The sequence below is a fragment of the Dorea sp. Marseille-P4042 genome, from assembly GCF_900290215.1.
Classification (GTDB): domain Bacteria; phylum Bacillota; class Clostridia; order Lachnospirales; family Lachnospiraceae; genus Dorea; species Dorea formicigenerans.
In genome coordinates this window covers 564,889-585,388 of record NZ_OLMI01000001.1, presented here as the reverse complement: position 1 = coordinate 585,388, position 20,500 = coordinate 564,889, and the positions used below count along the sequence as shown (strand labels likewise).

Below are 20,500 nucleotides of genomic sequence, written 5' to 3'. Positions count from 1 at the left end.
TATGAAAGGGAAAATAGTGGAAGATAAGAAAAAGATGCTATTTCATTTATTTATTTCAACTTTATATCTGAGCACATTTACTTTCGGTGGAGGATATGTGATTGTTTCCCTGTTAAAGAAAAAATTCGTGGACGAATATCACTGGATTGAAAATGATGAGATGTTAGATCTTGTGGCAATTGCACAATCGGCACCGGGAGCAATCGCAGTTAATGGAGCGATTGTGGTGGGATATAAACTGGCGGGGCTTATAGGAGCATTTGTAGCGGTTATAGGAGCAATTATTCCGCCATTCGTGATTATCACAATTCTTGCAATGTGTTATCAGGCATTTCGTGATAACTGGCTGATCAGTCAGATGCTGGAAGGCATGCAGGCAGGTGTGGCTGCAGTCATTGCCTGTGTGACTTACGAAATGGGAAATGGTATAGCAAAAGGCGGTGACAAAATGTCACTTCTGATAATGGCTGGAGCATTTGTTGCGGCATGTTTCATGAATGTGAATGTAATATATATTATTCTGACATGTATTATATTTGGTGTGGTAAGGGCTCTTTTAAAAAGGAGAAAAGAAGCATGATCTATTTGCAGTTGTTCTTAAGTTTCCTCCAAGTTGGCATGTTCAGTTTCGGAGGTGGATATGCAGCGCTTCCTCTGATTCAGGGTCAGGTCGTAAAAGCGCATAGCTGGCTTAGCATGTCAGAATTTACAGATCTGATTACCATATCTCAGATGACACCGGGACCAATAGCCGTGAATTCAGCAACATTTGTAGGTGAAAAGATTGCAGGTATACCAGGAGCACTCTGTGCAACAGCCGGGTACATATTGCCGTCTTGTATTATTGTAACGGTAATTGCAAAGATTTATCTAAAATGGCGGAATATGGAGTTATTTCAGAGGGTGTTAGGCTCTTTGCGCCCAGCGGTTGTTGCATTGATAGCATCGGCAGGAATATCAATTCTCATTACGGCATTTTGGGGAAATGATATGATTACTTTTGCAGGAACTAACTGGGGTCTGGTTACAATATTTGTAATCTGTATTTTTCTGATACAGAAAGTGAAAATGAATCCTGTGTGGGTGATGCTGCTGGCAGGGGTGATGAAAGTTGGCGTGAGTTGTGCTCAACGCTTGTAGGATAATATTTATACCAAAATAAATAATATAAAAAAAGGTGTATAGGTGGAAGGAGAATGTACAATGGGAGAATTTGAAAAATCATGTGTTAACTGTGGCGTATTGAACTGTGCTAAGAGGGATAAGGAATATCCGGAGTTCTGTCTGACTACAAATTTTGATGTAAAAGAGCTGGAGGAGATTAAAAAAACTATATCTTGAAGATGAAGAGAACAATAAAGTTTCTGTGATTTCAGCAGAGATTGAAGCTGAATTTTATTGCCGTTATACGAGAGTGGAGGAAATTATCGAATTTTCAAAGCGGATGGGCTTTCATAAAATTGGAATTGCGACATGTATTGGATTGATTGAAGAAAGTCGTATATTTGCTCAGATTATGAGAAAGAACGGTTTTGAACCATATGCAGCACTTTGTAAGGCTGGAGCATTGTATCAGACAAAAGCGTATTACAAGAAACGGATGGCTGATCCGACGTCAGGAGAAAAAGAACGATAATTTGAAGCGAAAAATGGATTTCAAGACCTGAATGAAAGGGGAGCGAAAATTACATAAGGGGAGCGAAAGTAAGTATGGCTAGAAGAAAAAAGAATAAGAATCTAAAAGGAATTCCTGCGGCAATCATGCTGATTCTTGCATTGATCGGCGGATTTGCGGAGCGTGGGAATTTGATGGAACGAATGTCTGGTGATCCTGTACAAAACATTGCAGATACGGTTGCGACTGGTCAGATGAAAGTGACCTATCTCAATGTAGGACAGGGTGACTGTACAATTATTCAGACAGAAGGCCATAATGCAATGATCGATGCTGGGAATAACCATGAAGGAAAAGATGTGGTGGATTATCTGAATCAACAGGGCATAGACAAGCTTGACTATCTGATCCTGACACACCCGGATGCCGATCACATAGGTGGCGGCGATGATGTTTTGGAGAAGATTGAGGTAGAACAGGTTATTATGCCGGATGTGGCGAATGATACAATGACTTATGAAGAAGTTATGGATGATATTGAGAAAGAAAATGTTCCGGTAGAGCATCCAAAAGTCGGCGAAGAGTTCGGATTTGGAGATGCGACATTTACTGTGCTTTGTCCGGAAACGGATCTGGTCAGTTCAGATGATACCAATGATGCTTCAGTAGGAATTAAACTGGTGCACGGGGAGAATTCTTTTGTCATGTGTGGAGATGCCAGTGAGGAATCTGAGAGCGCAATGGTGAAGAGATTTGGAAGTGCGTTGGAATGTGATGTGTTAAAATGCGGACACCACGGAAGCAGAACTTCTACAAGTGAAGTGTTTTTAAAAGCAACGAATCCAACATGGGCTGTTATCAGCTGTGGCGTGGATAATTCTTACGGACATCCGCATCAGGAGACGCTGGAGCGCCTGAATAACGATGATGTGCAGGTTTACCGCACAGATCTGCTTGGAACAATTATTGCAACGAGTGACGGAACGAATATTTCCTGGTTCAGTGAGAAAGAGTAAAAATCAAAAAAAGATAAAAAAGTTCTTAGAAAAGATAAGATAGATACTTGACAAATACATGAGATATTGCTATTATTTAAAAACAGAACGCACTCTGTTTTTGAAAAGATACAAGAAAGAGGTGCATTATGCAGAGAGTTTATTCATTATTAGTTGACAACAATTCCGGAGTATTAAGTAGAATATCCGGACTATTCACAAGAAGAGGATACAACATCGACAGTATTACAGCCGGTGTGACGGCAGATCCAAGATTTACGAGAATCACGATTGTATCCAGTGGAGATGAGATTATTTTATCTCAGATTGAAAAGCAGATTGCCAAGCTGGAAGACGTGATCGTAGTGAAGGTCTTAAAGCCGGAAGAATCCGTATATCGTGAACTGATATTGGTTAAGATCCGTGCCAATGCACAGCAGCGGTCAGAGATTGTTTCAATTGCTGATATCTTTCGTGCAAAGATTGTTGATGCAGAGAGAGAGTCTCTCGTGATTGAGCTTACAGGAACCCAGTCGAAGCTGGAAGCGTTCTTACAGCTCCTGGATGGTTATGAGATCCTGGAACTTGCCAGAACCGGAATTGCCGGACTGTCAAGAGGAATCAAGGATGTCACATTTATCGAGTAGTTACCAATTTAAATTTACATATTTATTAGGAGGAATGTCAAAATGGCAGCAAGAATTTTTTATCAGGAAGATTGTAATTTATCAGCACTGGAAGGACAGAAGATTGCTATCATCGGATATGGTAGTCAGGGACATGCTCATGCTCTGAACCTGAAAGAGTCCGGATGTGACGTAATCGTAGGTCTTTATGAGGGAAGTAAATCCTGGAAGAAAGCTGAAGAGCAGGGATTGAAAGTATACACAGCAGCAGAGGCAGCAAAGCAGGCAGACATTATCATGATTCTTATCAATGATGAGTTACAGGCTGATATGTACAAGAAAGACATCGAGCCAAACCTTGAGGAAGGAAACATGTTAATGTTCGCTCATGGTTTCAACATTCACTTCGGATGCATCAAACCACCTAAGAACGTAGATGTAACAATGATCGCTCCTAAGGCACCAGGACACACAGTTCGCAGCGAGTATATTGCAGGAAAAGGAACTCCTTGCCTTATCGCTGTAGAGCAGGATGCTACAGGGAAAGCTTGGGACAGAACATTAGCTTATGGTCTTGCAATTGGTGGAGCAAGAGCAGGACTTCTTGAGACAACATACAGAACAGAGACAGAGACAGACCTCTTCGGTGAACAGGCAGTCCTTTGCGGTGGTGTTTGTGCACTTATGCAGGCAGGATTTGAGACACTTTGCGAAGCAGGATATGATCCGAGAAATGCTTACTTTGAATGTATCCATGAGATGAAACTGATTGTAGACTTAATTTATCAGTCAGGATTCGCTGGAATGAGATATTCTATTTCTAACACTGCAGAGTATGGTGACTATGTAACAGGACCTAAGATTGTTACAGAGGATACAAAGAAAGCTATGAAGAAGATTCTTTCTGATATCCAGGACGGAACATTTGCAAAAGAGTTCTTACTTGATATGTCTCCGGCAGGACGTCAGGTACACTTCCAGGCTATGAGAAAGCTTGCAGCTGAGCACCCATCAGAGAAAGTTGGAGCTGAAGTTAGAAAGCTGTACAGCTGGAATGGAGAAGACAAACTGATCAACAACTAATCGAGATTTGCAGCATAGAATCAGACTTGATCTTACATATTTGACATAAGAGATAAAAGAAGCTTTACGAACCGTAACAGGAACGCAGAGCTTCTTTTTTGTATAATCGGAAAAAGCAGTTCCGATTATATAAAGAACTCCCACAGAAAGTCATACGTGTGAATAAGGATTATGTGGGTAATTTTGAATGATGCCTTTGTATGTGAAAAATACACAAAAAATTATAATTTTAGTTTTCAATTACATACATATATGATAGAATAAAACATAAAGTAAAAAGTTCGATACCAATTTTAAATGCGGCAGAATGAATCGAATGATTACGAACGACTGGAAACAGCAAGCATCAAGGGAGGTATGAGACATGGATGAAAGATTAGAGAATCTGCGGTCGACGAAAAATCCAAAAGCGCGTATCAAGATTATGAAAGGACATTTTGCTACAAGCAACTCACATCTGGATACTTATATTGATATGTCAACAGTAAAGATTCGTCATAACAATGCGAGAGAGGCAGCGAAAGTACTGGCGCAGGAGTACGTGACAAGTACATATGTAGATACGATTGTATGCCTGGATGAGACATGTGTGATTGGAGCATTTCTGGCTGAACAGCTGGCAGACAGCACACATATGGCATTGAGCCATAAGAATAATATTTCTGTGATCACACCGGAATATAACGGATTGGGGCAGATTATGTTCCGTGATAATCAACAGAGAATGATCAAAGATCAGCAGGTACTTGTGCTGGCAGCATCCATTACGACTGGAAAGACGATCAAGCGTGCTATTGATTCTGTATTATATTATGGAGGAACGATTTGTGGAGTATGTTCTATCTTCAGTGCTGTAACAAAAGTAGCAGGCATGGAAGTAAAGACAATTTTTACAAGCAAAGATCTTCCGGCATATCATGCATATGAGCCGAATAAGTGCCCAATGTGTGAAGCAGGTGACAGAGTAGAAGCAATTGTCAACAGTTTTGGATATTCAAAATTATAGAAATAGAACAGGAGTATCTGTTAAATAATAAGATGAGGAGTCGGAGAGAAAAATGCGAGCATTTATTCCCGGCTCTTTTTCGTGCACATCCTGCTGGAGATTTTTTATATAATAGGAAATGCAATTTCCTATTATATAAAAAGACAACCACATGACGGTATGGTTGTCTTTCCATGTTTCTCTATGAATTAAGCAATTCCGTTAACAGCTTTTGTCAGACGGGAAATCTTTCTAGAGCATGTGTTTTTGTGGTATACACCCTTGCTTCCAGCTTTGTTGATTTCAGCGATCGCCTCTTTAAGAGCTGCTGCAGCAGTTGCTGCATCTTTCTTCTCTACAGCTGTCTCAACTTTTTTTACGTAAGTTTTAACTTTAGACTTGATTGCTTTATTTCTAGCAGCCTTTGTCTCGTTTACTAAAATTCTCTTCTTTGCGGATTTGATATTAGCCAATTTGTCCACCTCCAATATCTATAATTTCGATTATAATGATCAGTTCGACAGATCCGGACACGGACGTTCTCTCGAACACACTCATTCATTTTAGACCAGCTGACTTATTCTGTCAATACATAATTATGGAAATATTGTAAAAACTAGTATAAAAATAGTGCTTGCAGGTGAAAAGGGGAGAAAATCATGGTTGAAAAATATAACATACGGACAGATCTGGCATTGGAAGAGAAGGAACGTTTTGAGTCTGACCAGGTGGAGGTACAAGGAGTTGTGTTGGAGGAAGAATATGATAAGGAGCGGGAAATTAGGGTGACGACTGTACGGATTGAAACCGAAAATGGTGCGAAGACTATGGGGAAACCAGTCGGAACATATCTGACGATTGAAGCCCCGAATTTATCTTCACCGGATGAGGGAATCCACCGGGAGGTTTCAGAAGAACTGGCAAAATATTTGATAGAAGTTATGAAAAAAATCATACCGGAAAGTGAACATGATAAGGAAGTTCTGGTCATAGGGCTTGGAAATCGTCAGGCGACACCCGATGCTCTTGGCCCTTATGTGGCAGATAATCTGAACGTTACCAGACATATTGTGAAAGAATATGGGAAATATGCAGCACTAGAAGAGATGAATTGTGTGGTCAGTGCCATAGTTCCAGGAGTGATGGCACAGACCGGAATGGAAACAGCGGAGATTATAAAGGGTGTGGTGAGGGAGACCAAGCCAGATCTTTTAATTGTAATTGACGCCCTTGCTGCGAGAAATTCCAGAAGACTGAACCGGACGATTCAGATTGCTGATACCGGAATCAATCCAGGCTCCGGTGTCGGTAATTACCGGAATGCGATTACAAAAGAAACAATTGGAGTTCCGGTAATTGCAATCGGAGTTCCGACAGTTGTTGATGCTGTGACAATTGTAAGTGATACGATGGAAAATCTATTGTCAGCACTGGAGACATCAGAATCGTTAAAAGGAGTCGGACTTGTCCTAGGAGGATACAGCGAAGCAGAGAAGTATGAGCTGATCAAAGAACTGATCGCACCAAACCTGAACAGTATGTTTATGACACCGAAAGATATAGATGAGACAGTAAAACGTCTGAGTTACACCATCTCGGAGGGGCTGAATCTTGCGTTTTCAGGGCAAAGCTTTGAATAGAAGATATTTTGGATTTCTGAAAGGACATGCACATAAGAACCCCAATTGCATCATATATTATTAGAACTAAGACGCACATGGGGCGGTGTAATGCAAGAAAAAAAGAAAAGAAATCGAATACGGATGCTATTGATCGTAGGGATGCTGCTGATTTATGCATTTACAGATATAGAAAATGTAAAAATAAGCAGGGAGAGAAAAAATTTTTTTAGCTCAACAAGTCAAAATGTCCTGAAGCAGGCGGCAAACTGGCTGCTTCCGGGACTTACATATGTAAAAGAGGGGCGGAAAGACACATTGACGGGAAGAATTGAAAAAAGTGTTTTAAGCTTCGTTCCAATCAGTGAATATGTTCGAAATCATGAAGAACCGGAAACAACCGTGGAAGATACATTGACACGAACTATGATTCTGGAAAATCAGGCAAATGATGAAAATGCTATCGATGAGAACGGCAATCTGATTCCGGCTGGGAGTATGCAAGAATCAGTTGGGGCTGGGGTGCCAGAAGAAAATGCAGCAGTATTAGCCAGTACACCGGTTCAGGACATTGATATGAATCAGTTAAATGATTATGAATATCTGGTGGGAACATTTTACACCGTTGACGGGACAACTATGACCGATCCGGAGGAACTGAATGCAGGGAAGTTTCTGGAGAAGAATCTGGCGCTTGATAGGACAACAGGAGGACCAAAAGTACTGATTTATCACACACATTCCCAGGAGGCATTTGCTGATTCTGTTGATGGAGACACTTCTACGACAATTATGGGGATAGGTACATATTTGACAGAGCTTTTGAATGCAAGGGCAATTGAGACGCTTCATCATGAGGGCATTTATGATCTGATTGATGGGAAATTGGATCGCAGCCGGGCCTATCAGCTTGCAGAGCCGGATGTCCGGCAGATTTTAAAAGATAATCCAAGCATTGAAGTGGTGATTGATCTGCATCGAGATGGCGTGGCGCAGGGCACACATCTGGTGACGGAAATTAATGGGAAACCAACCGCTCAGATCATGTTTTTTAATGGTCTTAGCCGGACAAGGAAAAATGGAGAGATCGCATATTTGAATAATCCATACCGTGAGGATAATCTGGCAACGTCTTTTCAGATGCAGCTTATGGCAGCAAGATACTATCCTGGTTTTACGAGGCATATTTATCTGAAAAGTTACCGGTATAATCTGGATCTGGCACCGAAGGCAATGCTTATTGAGGCAGGAGCACAGACGAATACAGTAGAAGAGATGAGAAATGCTATGGAAGTACTGGCAGATGTGCTGAGCCGGGTGCTGACACCCTGAAGAACTTGAAAAAGCTTGAAAAAGGTTGCGCTGACGTCTTGAAAATTTATTTGCCTGTCTTTTTGTTTTGTGCTATATTTTAAATAGTATGTTTAAAAATGGAAAGGAACTGACAAAATGGCAAAGAACAACACTTATGATGCAGATAGTATTACCGTCCTGGAAGGACTTGAGGCAGTCCGGAAGAGACCGGGAATGTATATCGGAAGTGTATCGACGAAAGGATTGAACCATCTGATCTATGAGATTGTAGACAATGCAGTTGATGAACATCTGGCCGGATTTTGTACGGAGATTCATGTAACTCTGGAAAAAGATGGCTCTGCGACAATTTCGGACAATGGCCGAGGAGTTCCGGTCGGTATGCATGCAAAAGGCGTTTCAGCGGAGCGAATTGTATATACGACACTGCATGCAGGTGGTAAATTTGATGACTCTGCTTATAAGACAAGTGGTGGTCTTCATGGAGTTGGTTCTTCAGTTGTAAATGCATTGTCTGCTTATATGGATGTGCAGGTCAGTCGTGATGGATATATTCATCATGACCGGTATGAGAGAGGTATTCCTGTAGTTGAACTGGAAGATGGACTTCTTCCGACAATCGGGAAGACAAGAAAGACCGGAACGAAGGTTAACTTTCTGCCAGATGATACGATATTTGAAAAAACGAAGTTCAAAGCAGAGGAAGTCAAAAGCCGTATGCATGAGACGACCTACCTTAATCCGAACCTGACGATTATATTTGAAGATTTAAGAGGCGCAGAACCAGAGCATATCGTTTATCATGAGCCAGACGGAATTCTTGGATTTATCCGTGAACTAAATGCAAACAAAGAATCTGTCCATGAGCCGGTTTATTTTAAAGGTGAGGCAGACGGAATAGAAGTGGAAGTTGCATTCCAGTATGTAAATGAGTTCCATGAAAATATTCTTGGATTCTGTAACAACATTTATAACAGTGAGGGCGGTACACATCTGACCGGATTTAAGACAACATTTACAACAGTCATTAATCAGTATGCAAGAGAACTTGGAATTCTTAAAGATAAGGATCCTAATTTTACAGGAGCGGATGTGCGAAATGGAATGACAGCGATCGTGTCCATCAAACACCCGGATCCGCGATTCGAAGGTCAGACGAAGACGAAGCTGGACAACCCGGATGCATCCAAGGCGACTGGCAAGGTGGTCGGTGAGGAAATTGTTCGTTTTTTTGACCGCAATCTGGAGACACTGAAAAATGTCATCGGTTGTGCGGAGAAAGCTGCAAAAATCCGTAAAACAGAAGAAAAAGCGAAGACGAATCTTCTGACGAAGCAGAAATATTCTTTTGACAGCAACGGAAAGCTTGCCAACTGCGAGAGCCGCGACGCATCAAAATGCGAGATATTTATTGTGGAGGGAGATTCTGCCGGAGGATCTGCAAAGACAGCAAGAGACCGTATGTATCAGGCAATCCTGCCGATCAGGGGTAAGATTCTGAACGTGGAGAAAGCAAGCATCGACAAAGTCCTTGCGAATGCGGAAATCAAGACTATGATCAATGCTTTTGGCTGTGGATTTTCCGAGGGCTACGGCAATGATTTTGATATTACAAAACTGCGCTATGACAAGATTATTATTATGGCTGATGCTGACGTGGACGGCGCACACATTTCCACATTGCTTCTGACGTTGTTCTACCGCTTTATGCCGGAGCTTATTCAGGAGGGACATGTCTATATTGCCATGCCGCCGCTTTATAAGGCTATGCCGAAGAAAGGCGAGGAAGAGTATCTGTACGATGACAAGGCCTTGGAAAAATACAGGAAAACCCATGATGGCCCATTTACTCTGCAGCGCTATAAAGGTCTTGGAGAGATGGACGCAGACCAGCTTTGGGAGACAACACTGAATCCTAAGACAAGACTTTTAAAATTAGTAGAGATTGAGGATGGAAGAATGGCATCCAGTGTGACTGAGATGCTGATGGGAACAGAAGTACCGCCAAGACGTGCATTTATCTATGAAAATGCGACAGAAGCGGAGCTTGACATATAAAATTTAGGAGAGAAAATATGCAGGATTCACAGATTATCAGAACGGAATACAGTGAGTTGATGAAGAAGTCTTACATTGACTATGCCATGAGTGTTATCATTGCCAGGGCACTTCCTGATGTGCGGGATGGACTAAAACCAGTACAGCGCCGTACGCTTTATGATATGTACGAGCTTGGTATCCGTTATGATAAACCATATAGAAAATGTGCCCGTATCGTTGGGGATACGATGGGAAAATATCACCCGCACGGTGACAGTTCCATCTATGATGCATTAGTTGTCATGGCACAGGAGTTTAAAAAAGGAATGGCACTGGTGGACGGACATGGTAACTTCGGATCCATTGAAGGGGACGGAGCAGCCGCAATGCGTTACACAGAGGCAAGACTTGCAAAGATCACGCAGGAAGCTTATCTTGCTGACCTGGATAAGAATATTGTAGACTTTATGCCGAACTTTGATGAGACGGAGAAAGAACCGGAAGTTCTTCCGGTGCGTGTACCGAATCTTCTGATCAACGGAGCGGATGGTATTGCAGTTGGTATGGCGACCAGTATTCCACCACATAATCTGTCAGAAGTCATTGATGCGGTAGAAGCGTATATGAAACAGGAAGACATTTCCACAAAGCAATTGATGAAATATATCAAAGGACCGGATTTTCCAACCGGAGGAATTATTGTCAATAAAGATGACCTTCTTGAAATCTATGAATCTGGTGCAGGTAAGATTAAAGTCCGTGGTAAAGTGGAAGTAGAGGAGATGAAAGGTGGCAAGAAGCGTCTTGTCATCACTGAGATTCCTTACACGATGATCGGAGCCGGAATCGGCAAGTTTTTAAATGATGTTTGTGCGCTTGTAGAGACAAAGAAGACAAACGATATCGTAGACATTTCCAATATGTCTTCAAAGGAAGGAATCCGCATTGTTATTGAGCTGAAAAAAGGAGCAGATGTTGAAAATCTGACCAATATGCTCTATAAAAAGACAAGATTGGAAGATACTTTCGGGGTAAATATGCTGGCAGTTGCAGACGGACGTCCGGAGACTATGGGGCTTAAGAAGATTATCGAGCACCATGTAGATTTCCAGTTCGAACTGGCAACAAGAAAATATAAGACATTGCTTGCAAAAGAGCGGGACAGAAAAGAAATTCAGGAAGGTCTTATCAAAGCGTGTGATGTCATTGACCTGATCATTGAAATCCTGCGGGGAAGTCAGTCTGTGGCTGATGCAAGAGCCTGCCTGACACAGGGAATCACCGAAAATATCAAATTTAAATCCGGGATTTCCAGGAAAATGGCTGCGATGCTCCGTTTTACTGAGCGCCAGGCAAATGCAATCCTGGAAATGCGTCTCTATAAACTCATTGGTCTGGAAATTGAAGCGCTGATGAAAGAACATGAGGAGACTCTGAAAAATATTGCAAGATATGAAGATATTTTGAATCATTATGATTCTATGGCAGAAGTTATCATTGAAGATCTGGAGCATTTCAAAAAGGAATATGCACGCAAACGCCGCACTGTTGTAGAGAATGGCCAGGAGGCTGTCTATGAAGAAAAGAAAGTAGAAGAACAGGAAGTAGTATTCCTGATGGATCGTTTTGGCTATGCCAAGACAGTGGATGTGGCAACTTACGAGCGAAATAAAGAGGCGGCAGATGCAGAGAATAAATGGATCGTAAACTGCATTAATACCGGAAAACTGTGTGTATTTACCAATACCGGCAAGATGCATCAGATTAAAGTGCTCGATCTTCCATATGGAAAGTTCCGTGATAAGGGGCAGCCAATCGACAATGTAAGTAATTATGACAGTACACAGGAAATGGTCGTATATATGTGCGACGAATTACAGCTTCGTTATGCGAAATTATTATTTGCAACGAAGCAGGGAATGATTAAGAAAGTAAAGGGAAATGAGTTCCAGGTGGCAAAACGTACCATTGCAGCAACAAAGCTTCAGGAGGATGATGAGCTGATCAGTGTTCAAGTCATTACTGATGACCAGCATGTAGTCCTTCAGACAAAAGATGGATATTTTCTGCGTTTTTCAGCTCAGGAAGTTGCCGAGAAGAAGAAAGCGGCTGTGGGAGTCCGGGGCATAAAGCTTCGTAAGAATGATGAGCTGGAACAGATTTATCTCTTTTACGAAGGAACGGAACACAAGATTTCATACGGTGACCGGGAACTGACGTTGAACCGGCTGAAGGTTGCAAAACGTGACGGAACCGGAACGAAGGCTAGGAGTTAAGAGTGAAAATCCAGGCATCAATCATGCCGGGCATTTATGAGAGAGTAAGATACAGCAGGAAAGAAGGCAGCAGAAATGATTCAGGATATTGCACCACATAAACTGAATAATCAGTATGGACAGAAAAAAGCACCGGATGCAGGCAGCAGATTTTTATATTATGATGGCAGAAAGGTTCTGGTGAGAAAAGGAATTGGCGGGAACGAGAATCAAATCGCATATCCGACTTATGAAGAACTGAAAAAGTGTATGCCTAAAGAGGCGGCAGAAGATACAGAATATACATATTTATTTGCAGTAGACGATAAAAGCTATTATCTTGGAAAAAAAGAGAATGTCGGTATATTATCTGAACAGATGGGATACGAGTGGATCGATCATCAAGAGTTTAGATGTGTATCTCCAAAGTATGAGGCCTTTGCAGGAATCACAGGCTGGCAGCTTGCCAGATGGTATCAGCAACACAAGTTCTGTGGGCGATGTGGAAATGTGATGAAGCCAGATCATGTGGAACGGATGATGCAATGTCCGAAGTGTGGACTGATGGAATTTCCGAAGATCTGTCCGGCTGTGATTATTGGAGTTATTGACGGTGACCGAATCTTGATGTCCAAGTATGCAGGACGGGAATATAAGAAATATGCACTTCTTGCGGGATTTACAGAGATTGGGGAAACACTGGAAGAGACTGTGAGCCGGGAGGTTATGGAAGAGGTTGGTTTAAAAGTAAAGAATATTACTTATTATAAGAATCAGCCGTGGGCATTTTCAGATACATTACTGATGGGATTCTTCTGCGAGCTTGACGGATCAGATCAGGTGAAATTAGATGAAAATGAACTGGCACTTGCTGAATGGTTCGAACGGAATCAGATTCCGGTAGAGCCGGACGACATCAGTCTGACTAACGAGATGATGATGGTGTTTCGTGACGGATATACGATATAAAGAAAATGGGAAGCTGACATTAATGTTGGCTTCCCATTTCACTCAATGTCTGGAAAAATTCCAGATCTTCCTGTTTTAATTTTAAATTCGTACAGTATTTCTTGCCTTCAGGAGTTGTGACATTGATTTCCACAAGGGTTCCTTCTTCCAGTGCATTTCCAACGACGGCTTTTAAGAAAAGTGGAAACTTCGGATGATTGTTGCGGAAACGATTCATGCTGCTTTTTAACTTCTGGAGCATTGCAATCTGATTAAAATTCATAAATATTTTAAAATCTCCTTTGTTTTTATGATGTTTCATTATACAATAGAAAAAATGTGGTTTCAATACCAAACTATGAGGAGGACTTAAGATGAGTGAGAGGAAAATCATTCAGGTTGAGGACAAGGTGCCATTTAAGCTGCTCTTGCCGCTCAGCATTCAGCACATGTTTGCCATGTTCGGCGCATCTGTGCTTGTACCGTTCATTTTCGGGATCAATCCGGCAATTGTGTTATTTATGAACGGTGTGGGAACTTTGATTTTTATGACAGTGACAAAGGGGAAGGCGCCGGCATACTTAGGTTCCAGCTTTGCATTTCTTGCACCGGCAGGAATCGTTATTAGTAAAATGGGTTATTCCTATGCCCTGGGAGGATTCGTGGCAGTCGGTTTCTGCGGCTGTATTCTTTCTTTTATTATTTATAAATGTGGAACAGAATGGATTGACGTGGTTCTGCCGCCTGCAGCTATGGGACCGGTCGTTGCTTTGATTGGACTGGAGTTATCCGGCTCTGCAGCAAGCAATGCGGGACTTCTTTGCGACAAGCCGGATATGAAAAATGTAATTGTATTTTTAGTGACACTTGGTGTTGCGATATTTGGAAATATTTTATTCCGTGGCTTTTTATCTGTAATCCCAATCCTGATCGCAGTTATTGCAGGATATGTGGCAGCATTCTGTCTTGGAATCTTAGATTTCTCACAGGTAGCAGCAGCTTCCTGGTTCGCCCTGCCAAACTTCCAACCTGCAAAGTTTGATATGGGAGCAATTCTTATGATCCTTCCGGTATTACTTGTTATTACCTCAGAGCATATCGGACATCAGGTTGTGACCGGCAAGATTATCGGACGGGATCTGTTAAAGGATCCGGGGCTTCACAGATCTCTGTTTGGAGATAACTTTTCAACGATGCTTTCCGGTCTGATCGGTTCCGTCCCGACAACGACTTACGGTGAGAATATCGGAGTTATGGCAGTGACAAAGGTATATAGTGTGCGCGTTATTGCAGGGGCAGCAGTGCTTTCTATTATCTGTTCCTTTGTCGGGAAGTTGTCTATGCTGATCCAGACGATTCCAGGACCGGTCATCGGAGGAATCTCCTTCCTTTTGTATGGAATGATAGGCGCTTCCGGAATCCGAATCCTTGTAGACGCGCAGGTAGACTATGGTAAATCTAGAAACCTGACACTGACAAGTGTTGTGTTTGTAACAGGACTTTCCGGTATTGCAGTAAATTTTGGGGATGTACAGCTTACGGGAATGGTACTGGCGTGTGTAGTTGCCATGATCCTGAGTCTGATCTTTTATATACTGGATAAGTTAAAACTTACGAACGATCGTGATTAAAGACTTAAGGGGAATCGCAGCGCAGCCGCTGGAAAAGTCTTTGGAAAAGATTGATGTAAATATAAAAAAAGCCTTGATTTTTAGGGTTTGTGGTGCTATACTTTGAAATAGTAACATAGGAATCGGCAGAAGAGTGGACGCAAGTTCACTCTTCTTTGTTGCATGGGTGTGTAAAAAGACAAGAAGTCTTTGACACAGTAAGGAGGAAATTAGAACATTGTCAAAAAGAGAAATTTATGAGCAGAAGACGGAAGAAATCCTGAATCCGATCATGGAGGAACTGGAATTTGAACTGGTAGATGTAGAGTATGTAAAAGAAGGCAGCATGTGGTATCTGCGGGCTTACATTGACAAACCGGGCGGAATTACAGTGAATGACTGCGAAGCTGTAAGCCGAAGATTATCAGATATTTTAGATGAAAAAGATTTTATTGAAGATTCTTATGTTCTGGAGGTCAGCTCTCCTGGACTTGGAAGACCTCTGAAGAAGGAGAAAGATTATAAGCGTAATCTTGGAAAAGAAGTTGAGATACGTACCTACCGTATGGTTGACAAGAAGAAAGAATTCACAGGACTTCTTGACAGCTATAACTATGAGGCAGGAACAGTTACGATAGAACTGGAAGATGGAACTAGGAAGACATTTGAAAAAGGCGATATTGCGCTTATTCGCCTGGCGTTCGATTTTTAGATTAGGAGGAGAATTACTATGAACACAGAATTATTAGAAGCGTTGAATATTTTGGAAAAAGAAAAAGAAATTAGCAAAGAGACTCTGTTAGATGCAATTGAGAATTCCCTGTTAAATGCATGTAAGAACCATTTTGGTAAAGCAGATAACATCAAAGTTATTATGGATCATGATACTTGTGATTACCAGCTTTTTGCAGAGAAGACAGTTGTTGAGACTGTAGAAGATCCGCTTGAGCAGATCAGTCTTGACGAGGCAAGCCAGTTAGATGGACATTATGACCTCGGCGATATCGTTCGTGTTCCAATCGAATCCAAATCATTTGGACGTATTGCAACACAGAATGCAAAGAACCTGATCCTTCAGAAAATCCGCGAGGAAGAGCGGAAAGTTGTATATGATCAGTATTTTGAGAAAGAGAAGGATATCGTGACAGGTATCGTTCAGCGTTATGTAGGTAAGAATGTAAGTATCAACCTTGGAAAAGCAGATGCTATGCTGACAGAGAATGAGCAGGTCAAAGGTGAAGTGTTCAAACCAACAGAGCGCATCAAGCTCTATGTTGTAGAAGTAAAGAATACAACAAAAGGACCGAAGATTCTTGTATCACGTACACATCCGGAACTTGTAAAGAGACTGTTCGAGTCTGAGGTTACAGAGGTAAGAGACGGAATCGTAGAGATTAAGAGTATTGCAAGAGAGGCCGGAAGCAGAACAAAGATTGCAGTATGGTCTAATGATCCGGATGTAGATCCGGTCGGAGCATGCGTTGGTATGAACGGAGCCAGAGTCAATGCGATCGTGAATGAACTTCGCGGCGAGAAGATTGATATCATCAACTGGAGCGATAATCCGGCAATCCTGATCGAGAATGCGTTAAGCCCTGCAAAAGTTATTTCTGTTATGGCTGATCCGGATGAGAAGAAAGCAAGCGTTATTGTACCGGATTATCAGCTTTCCCTTGCAATCGGTAAAGAAGGACAGAATGCAAGACTGGCAGCAAGACTGACTGGATATAAGATCGATATCAAGAGCGAGACACAGGCAATTGAGTCCGGTGAGCTTCCAGAGAACTATATGGAACTGGGCGAAGGTGTGTACGAAGAAGATGTTTATGATGAGAATGAAGAATATCCAGAGGACGCAGATGTAGAAGTAGATACAGAAGCGAAAAATGAAACAGAAGCTAATGTTCAGCCGGAAGAAGACGGTGAGGAGGCGTAAGAATCTCATTGGGAGCAAATAAAAAGATTCCTATGCGTCAGTGTGTGGGATGTCAGGAAATGAAGAATAAAAAAGAAATGATCCGTGTGATCCGTACCAGTGAAGGAGAATTTCTGTTAGATGCGACCGGACGCAAAAATGGACGGGGCGCATACATTTGTCCAAATCAGGAATGTCTGAAAAAGGCAGTGAAAAGTAAGGGCCTTGAGAGATCTTTTAAGCAGGCAATTCCGCAGGAAGTGTATGAGTCTTTGGAAAAGGAGATGACAGAGCTTGAAACCAGATAAGATCTTATCACTCGTCGGGCTTGCAACGCGGGCAGGTAAGACAGCCAGCGGAGAGTTCTGTACAGAAAAGGAAGTAAAGACAGGAAGAGCAGCGCTTGTTATTGTGGCAGGAGATGCTTCCGAAAATACAAAGAAAAAGTTCCGGGATATGTGTGAATTTTATGAAGTGCCAATCTATTTTTATAAAGATAAAGATACCTTGGGGCATGCAATGGGAAAGGAATTCCGGGCATCTCTTGCAATACTGGACGAAGGTTTTGCGAAGGAAATTACGAAGCAGATGAAGACAGAAGATAATACGGTTGCATAGAGGAGGTAGTGTATATGTCAAAAATCAAAATATATGAGTTAGCGAAAGAACTTGATAAGCCGAGCAAAGAGCTTGTTGAGTTCCTGAATAAAAAGGATGTGGAAGCTAAGACACATATGAGTACCATCGACGAGGCAGAAGCAGATATGGTAAGAAAAGCATTTGCACCAAAGGCAGATGCCGAAAAAGCAGAAGAGGAAAAATCTGACGCACCAAAGAAGAAAAAAATCGTCCAGGTATTCCGCCCGCAGAACACCCAGAGTGGTGGAAGACAGGGCGGAAAGCGTCAGGGTCAGGGACGTGACGACAGACGCGATAACCGTTCTCAGACTGGACGTGATGATAAAAGAGATAACCGTTCAAACGGTGGAAATAAAAATGGAAAATCTCAGACTGGACGCAAAGAAGTAAGAGATGAAAGACCATCCCAGCCAATTCGTCCACGTCCGGACAGAATCCGTCAACAGGTTCAGCAGATGCATGAGGCAGAAGCAGCTGCAGCCGCGCAGAAGAAGAGACTGGAACAGGAGAAAAAAGAGCAGGAAAGAAAAGAAAACCGTTCTCAGGGAAATCGTGATAACCGCGACGAAAGAAGAGATAACCGTGGACGTGATGACAGAAGAGATGACAGACGCGATAACCGTAATCAGGGCGGACGTGATGACAGAAGAGACAACCGCGATAATCGTAATCAGGGCGGACGCGATGACAGACGTGATAACCGTAATCAGGGCGGACGCGATGACAGAAGAGATGACAGACGCGACAATCGTAATCAGGGCGGACGTGATGACAGACGTGATAATCGTGGACGTGATGACAGAAGAGATGACAGACGCGACAATCGTAATCAGGGCGGACGTGACGACAGACGTGATAGTCGTGGACGTGATGACAGACGTGACAACCGCAAGAACAGTCCGGCAATTCCAGAGCCAATCGTGGAAGGTCAGAAGCCACAGAGAAACAAAGGAAAAGGTAAGGATGACTTTAAGAAGAAAGATAAAGACTTCCGCCATGACGAAGACCGCGTAGGAAAAGGTAAGAAGGGCAAGAATGAGCCAAAGACTCAGCTTCAGAAACCGGAGAAGAAAGAGCAGAAACAGGAAGAGCAGATCAAATCTATCACGATTCCAGAGGTTCTGACGATTCAGGAACTTGCAGATAAGATGAAGATTGTTCCTTCGGTTATTGTAAAGAAACTCTTCATGCAGGGTAAAATCGTAACAGTCAATCAGGAAATTGATTACGAGACAGCTGAAGAAATCGCATTGGAGTTTGATGTCCTCTGTGAAAAAGAGGAAGTTGTTGATGTGATTGAAGAACTTCTTAAAGAGGACGAAGAGGATGAAAGCAAGATGAAAAAACGTCCACCTGTAGTCTGTGTCATGGGTCACGTTGACCACGGTAAGACTTCCCTTTTGGACGCTATCCGTCAGACAAATGTCATCGACCGAGAGGCGGGTGGTATCACACAGCACATTGGTGCTTCTGTTGTAGAGGTAAATGGAGAAAAAATCACATTCCTGGACACACCGGGACATGAGGCGTTTACAGCAATGCGTATGCGTGGAGCAAGTTCTACAGATATCGCAATCCTTGTTGTCGCAGCAGATGACGGTGTCATGCCACAGACTGTTGAGGCTATCAACCATGCAAAAGCTGCAGGTGTTGAGATTATTGTAGCTGTCAACAAGATTGATAAACCGAGTGCTAATGTTGATCGTGTAAAACAGGAACTGACAGAGTATGAATTGATTGCAGAGGACTGGGGTGGAAGTACTATTTTTGTTCCGGTATCTGCTAAGACAGGAGAAGGCCTGGAAGAACTGATGGAAATGATCCTTCTGACTGCAGAGGTTATGGAATTAAAAGCAAATCCGAACCGCCGTGCAAGAGGTCTTGTATTGGAAGCACAGCTTGATAAAGGAAGAGGTCCGGTCGCAACTGTACTTGTGCAGAAAGGCACACTCCGTGTCGGAGATGCGATTGCAGCAGGCTCTGCACATGGTAAAGTAAGAGCTATGATGGATGACAAGGGAAGACGTGTGAAAGAGGCAGGTCCATCTGTTCCAGTAGAGATTCTTGGACTTGATGATGTACCGAATGCAGGAGAAGTTGTAGTATGCTGTAAGAATGAAAAAGAGGCAAGAAGCTTTGCTGAGACATTTATTGCTCAGAATAAAGTGAAACTTCTTGAAGATACAAAGTCAAAACTTTCCCTGGATGATCTGTTTACACAGATTCAGGAAGGTAATTTAAAAGAACTTGATCTGATCGTTAAGGCTGATGTACAGGGATCTGTAGAGGCTGTAAAACAGAGCCTTCTGAAGCTGTCTAACGACGAAGTTATTGTAAAAGTGATCCATGGTGGTGTTGGTGCAATCAATGAGTCTGATGTCAGCCTTGCATCTGCATCTAATGCGATCATCATTGGATTTAACGTACGTCCGGATGCAACTGCAAAAGAAACAGCAGAGCGAGAGGGCGTAGATGTACGTCTGTATCGTGTCATCTATAATGCGATTGAGGATGTAGAGGCAGCTATGAAAGGAATGCTTGATCCGGTATTCGAAGAAAAAGTACTTGGTCATGCAGAAGTGCGTCAGACATTCAAGGCTTCCGGTGTCGGAACTATTGCAGGTTCTTATGTACTGGATGGTTTGTTTGAGCGTGACTGCTCAGTTCGTCTGACAAGAGATGGAATTGTGATCTTTGAGGGACCGCTTGCATCTCTGAAACGTTTCAAAGATGATGTAAAAGAAGTAAAAGCAGGCTATGAGTGTGGTTTCGTATTTGCAAACTTCAATGACATCAAAGAGGGTGACCTTGTAGAAGCCTTCAAGATGGTAGAGGTTCCAAGATAAGGAAAATCAT

At 42.4% G+C, this 20,500-nt stretch carries 21 protein-coding genes; 19 read left to right on the top strand and 2 right to left on the bottom strand.

The features are described from left to right. The first annotated feature begins 1 nt into the window (after window position 1). The 8 genes from C7E02_RS03020 (at window position 2) to C7E02_RS02990 (ending at window position 5,325) form a co-directional block, all read left to right on the top strand. On the top strand, window positions 2–580 hold the full coding sequence (locus C7E02_RS03020) for a chromate transporter (RefSeq protein WP_105308769.1): 579 nt from the start codon (window positions 2–4) through the stop codon (window positions 578–580). Continuing rightward, window positions 577–1,140, top strand: coding sequence for a chromate transporter (locus C7E02_RS03015; RefSeq protein WP_005336696.1), 564 nt, complete (start codon window positions 577–579; stop codon window positions 1,138–1,140). The genes C7E02_RS03020 and C7E02_RS03015 overlap by 4 nt, the downstream gene beginning before the upstream one ends. Before the next feature lie 63 nt (window positions 1,141–1,203). Then, window positions 1,204–1,341 carry a hypothetical protein gene (locus C7E02_RS19570; protein WP_242978725.1) on the top strand — a complete coding sequence of 46 codons (138 nt, stop codon included), beginning with the start codon at window positions 1,204–1,206 and terminating at the stop codon, window positions 1,339–1,341. A 25-nt stretch (window positions 1,342–1,366) separates the two neighbouring features. Then, on the top strand, window positions 1,367–1,636 hold the full coding sequence (locus C7E02_RS19565) for a DUF1847 domain-containing protein (RefSeq protein ID WP_242978724.1): 270 nt from the start codon (window positions 1,367–1,369) through the stop codon (window positions 1,634–1,636). A 74-nt stretch (window positions 1,637–1,710) separates the two neighbouring features. After that, complete coding sequence (locus C7E02_RS03005) at window positions 1,711–2,631, top strand: ComEC/Rec2 family competence protein (protein WP_005336685.1); 921 nt, start codon at window positions 1,711–1,713, stop codon at window positions 2,629–2,631. A gap of 128 nt (window positions 2,632–2,759) precedes the next feature. After that, complete coding sequence (gene ilvN / locus C7E02_RS03000) at window positions 2,760–3,257, top strand: acetolactate synthase small subunit (protein WP_005331079.1); 498 nt, start codon at window positions 2,760–2,762, stop codon at window positions 3,255–3,257. 42 nt (window positions 3,258–3,299) lie between these two features. Beyond that, window positions 3,300–4,319, top strand: a complete 1,020-nt coding sequence (ilvC, locus tag C7E02_RS02995; RefSeq protein ID WP_005336677.1) for a ketol-acid reductoisomerase — start codon at window positions 3,300–3,302, stop codon at window positions 4,317–4,319. Between the two features lie 364 nt (window positions 4,320–4,683). Further along, on the top strand, window positions 4,684–5,325 hold the full coding sequence (locus C7E02_RS02990; RefSeq protein WP_005336675.1) for a phosphoribosyltransferase: 642 nt from the start codon (window positions 4,684–4,686) through the stop codon (window positions 5,323–5,325). Between the two features lie 188 nt (window positions 5,326–5,513). On the opposite strand, the gene rpsT is transcribed toward C7E02_RS02990, so the two are convergent. After that, window positions 5,514–5,777: a 30S ribosomal protein S20 gene (gene rpsT, locus C7E02_RS02985; protein ID WP_005336673.1), complete on the bottom strand. Its 264-nt coding sequence runs from the start codon at window positions 5,775–5,777 to the stop codon at window positions 5,514–5,516. A gap of 186 nt (window positions 5,778–5,963) precedes the next feature. Between rpsT and gpr the strand changes: the two genes are divergently transcribed. From gpr to nudC, 5 genes are all read left to right on the top strand, one after another. Then, window positions 5,964–6,944 (top strand): GPR endopeptidase, encoded by a 981-nt coding sequence (gene gpr, locus C7E02_RS02980; RefSeq protein WP_029730385.1) that lies wholly within the window; start codon window positions 5,964–5,966, stop codon window positions 6,942–6,944. A gap of 90 nt (window positions 6,945–7,034) precedes the next feature. Beyond that, entirely contained in the window at window positions 7,035–8,255 is a 1,221-nt protein-coding gene (gene spoIIP, locus C7E02_RS02975) for a stage II sporulation protein P (RefSeq protein WP_029730386.1), read from the top strand. Between the two features lie 117 nt (window positions 8,256–8,372). Beyond that, entirely contained in the window at window positions 8,373–10,295 is a 1,923-nt protein-coding gene (locus tag C7E02_RS02970) for a DNA gyrase/topoisomerase IV subunit B (RefSeq protein ID WP_022279339.1), read from the top strand. Window positions 10,296–10,312: 17 nt separating this feature from the next. Beyond that, on the top strand, window positions 10,313–12,553 hold the full coding sequence (locus C7E02_RS02965) for a DNA gyrase/topoisomerase IV subunit A (protein ID WP_105308768.1): 2,241 nt from the start codon (window positions 10,313–10,315) through the stop codon (window positions 12,551–12,553). Between the two features lie 75 nt (window positions 12,554–12,628). Continuing rightward, window positions 12,629–13,501 (top strand): NAD(+) diphosphatase, encoded by an 873-nt coding sequence (gene nudC / locus C7E02_RS02960; protein ID WP_105308767.1) that lies wholly within the window; start codon window positions 12,629–12,631, stop codon window positions 13,499–13,501. 19 nt (window positions 13,502–13,520) lie between these two features. Here the strand turns inward: nudC and C7E02_RS02955 are convergent, their stop codons facing one another. Then, window positions 13,521–13,763, bottom strand: coding sequence for a hypothetical protein (locus tag C7E02_RS02955; RefSeq protein WP_005336664.1), 243 nt, complete (start codon window positions 13,761–13,763; stop codon window positions 13,521–13,523). Between the two features lie 91 nt (window positions 13,764–13,854). Here C7E02_RS02955 and uraA point away from each other — a divergent pair, with 91 nt between their 5' ends. From uraA to infB, 6 genes are all read left to right on the top strand, one after another. Further along, a complete protein-coding gene (uraA, locus tag C7E02_RS02950; protein ID WP_005331067.1) occupies window positions 13,855–15,111 on the top strand; it encodes a uracil permease in 1,257 nt (418 codons plus the stop codon). A gap of 217 nt (window positions 15,112–15,328) precedes the next feature. Further along, a complete protein-coding gene (gene rimP / locus C7E02_RS02945; protein ID WP_005336661.1) occupies window positions 15,329–15,802 on the top strand; it encodes a ribosome maturation factor RimP in 474 nt (157 codons plus the stop codon). A gap of 18 nt (window positions 15,803–15,820) precedes the next feature. Then, on the top strand, window positions 15,821–17,026 hold the full coding sequence (gene nusA / locus C7E02_RS02940) for a transcription termination factor NusA (protein ID WP_005336660.1): 1,206 nt from the start codon (window positions 15,821–15,823) through the stop codon (window positions 17,024–17,026). Between the two features lie 32 nt (window positions 17,027–17,058). Beyond that, window positions 17,059–17,313: an RNase P modulator RnpM gene (gene rnpM, locus C7E02_RS02935; protein WP_005331053.1), complete on the top strand. Its 255-nt coding sequence runs from the start codon at window positions 17,059–17,061 to the stop codon at window positions 17,311–17,313. Further along, window positions 17,300–17,623, top strand: coding sequence for a L7Ae/L30e/S12e/Gadd45 family ribosomal protein (locus C7E02_RS02930; protein WP_005336658.1), 324 nt, complete (start codon window positions 17,300–17,302; stop codon window positions 17,621–17,623). Before rnpM ends, C7E02_RS02930 begins: the two co-directional genes overlap by 14 nt. A gap of 14 nt (window positions 17,624–17,637) precedes the next feature. Further along, window positions 17,638–20,490: a translation initiation factor IF-2 gene (gene infB, locus C7E02_RS02925; protein WP_105308766.1), complete on the top strand. Its 2,853-nt coding sequence runs from the start codon at window positions 17,638–17,640 to the stop codon at window positions 20,488–20,490. Window positions 20,491–20,500: the final 10 nt, after the last annotated feature.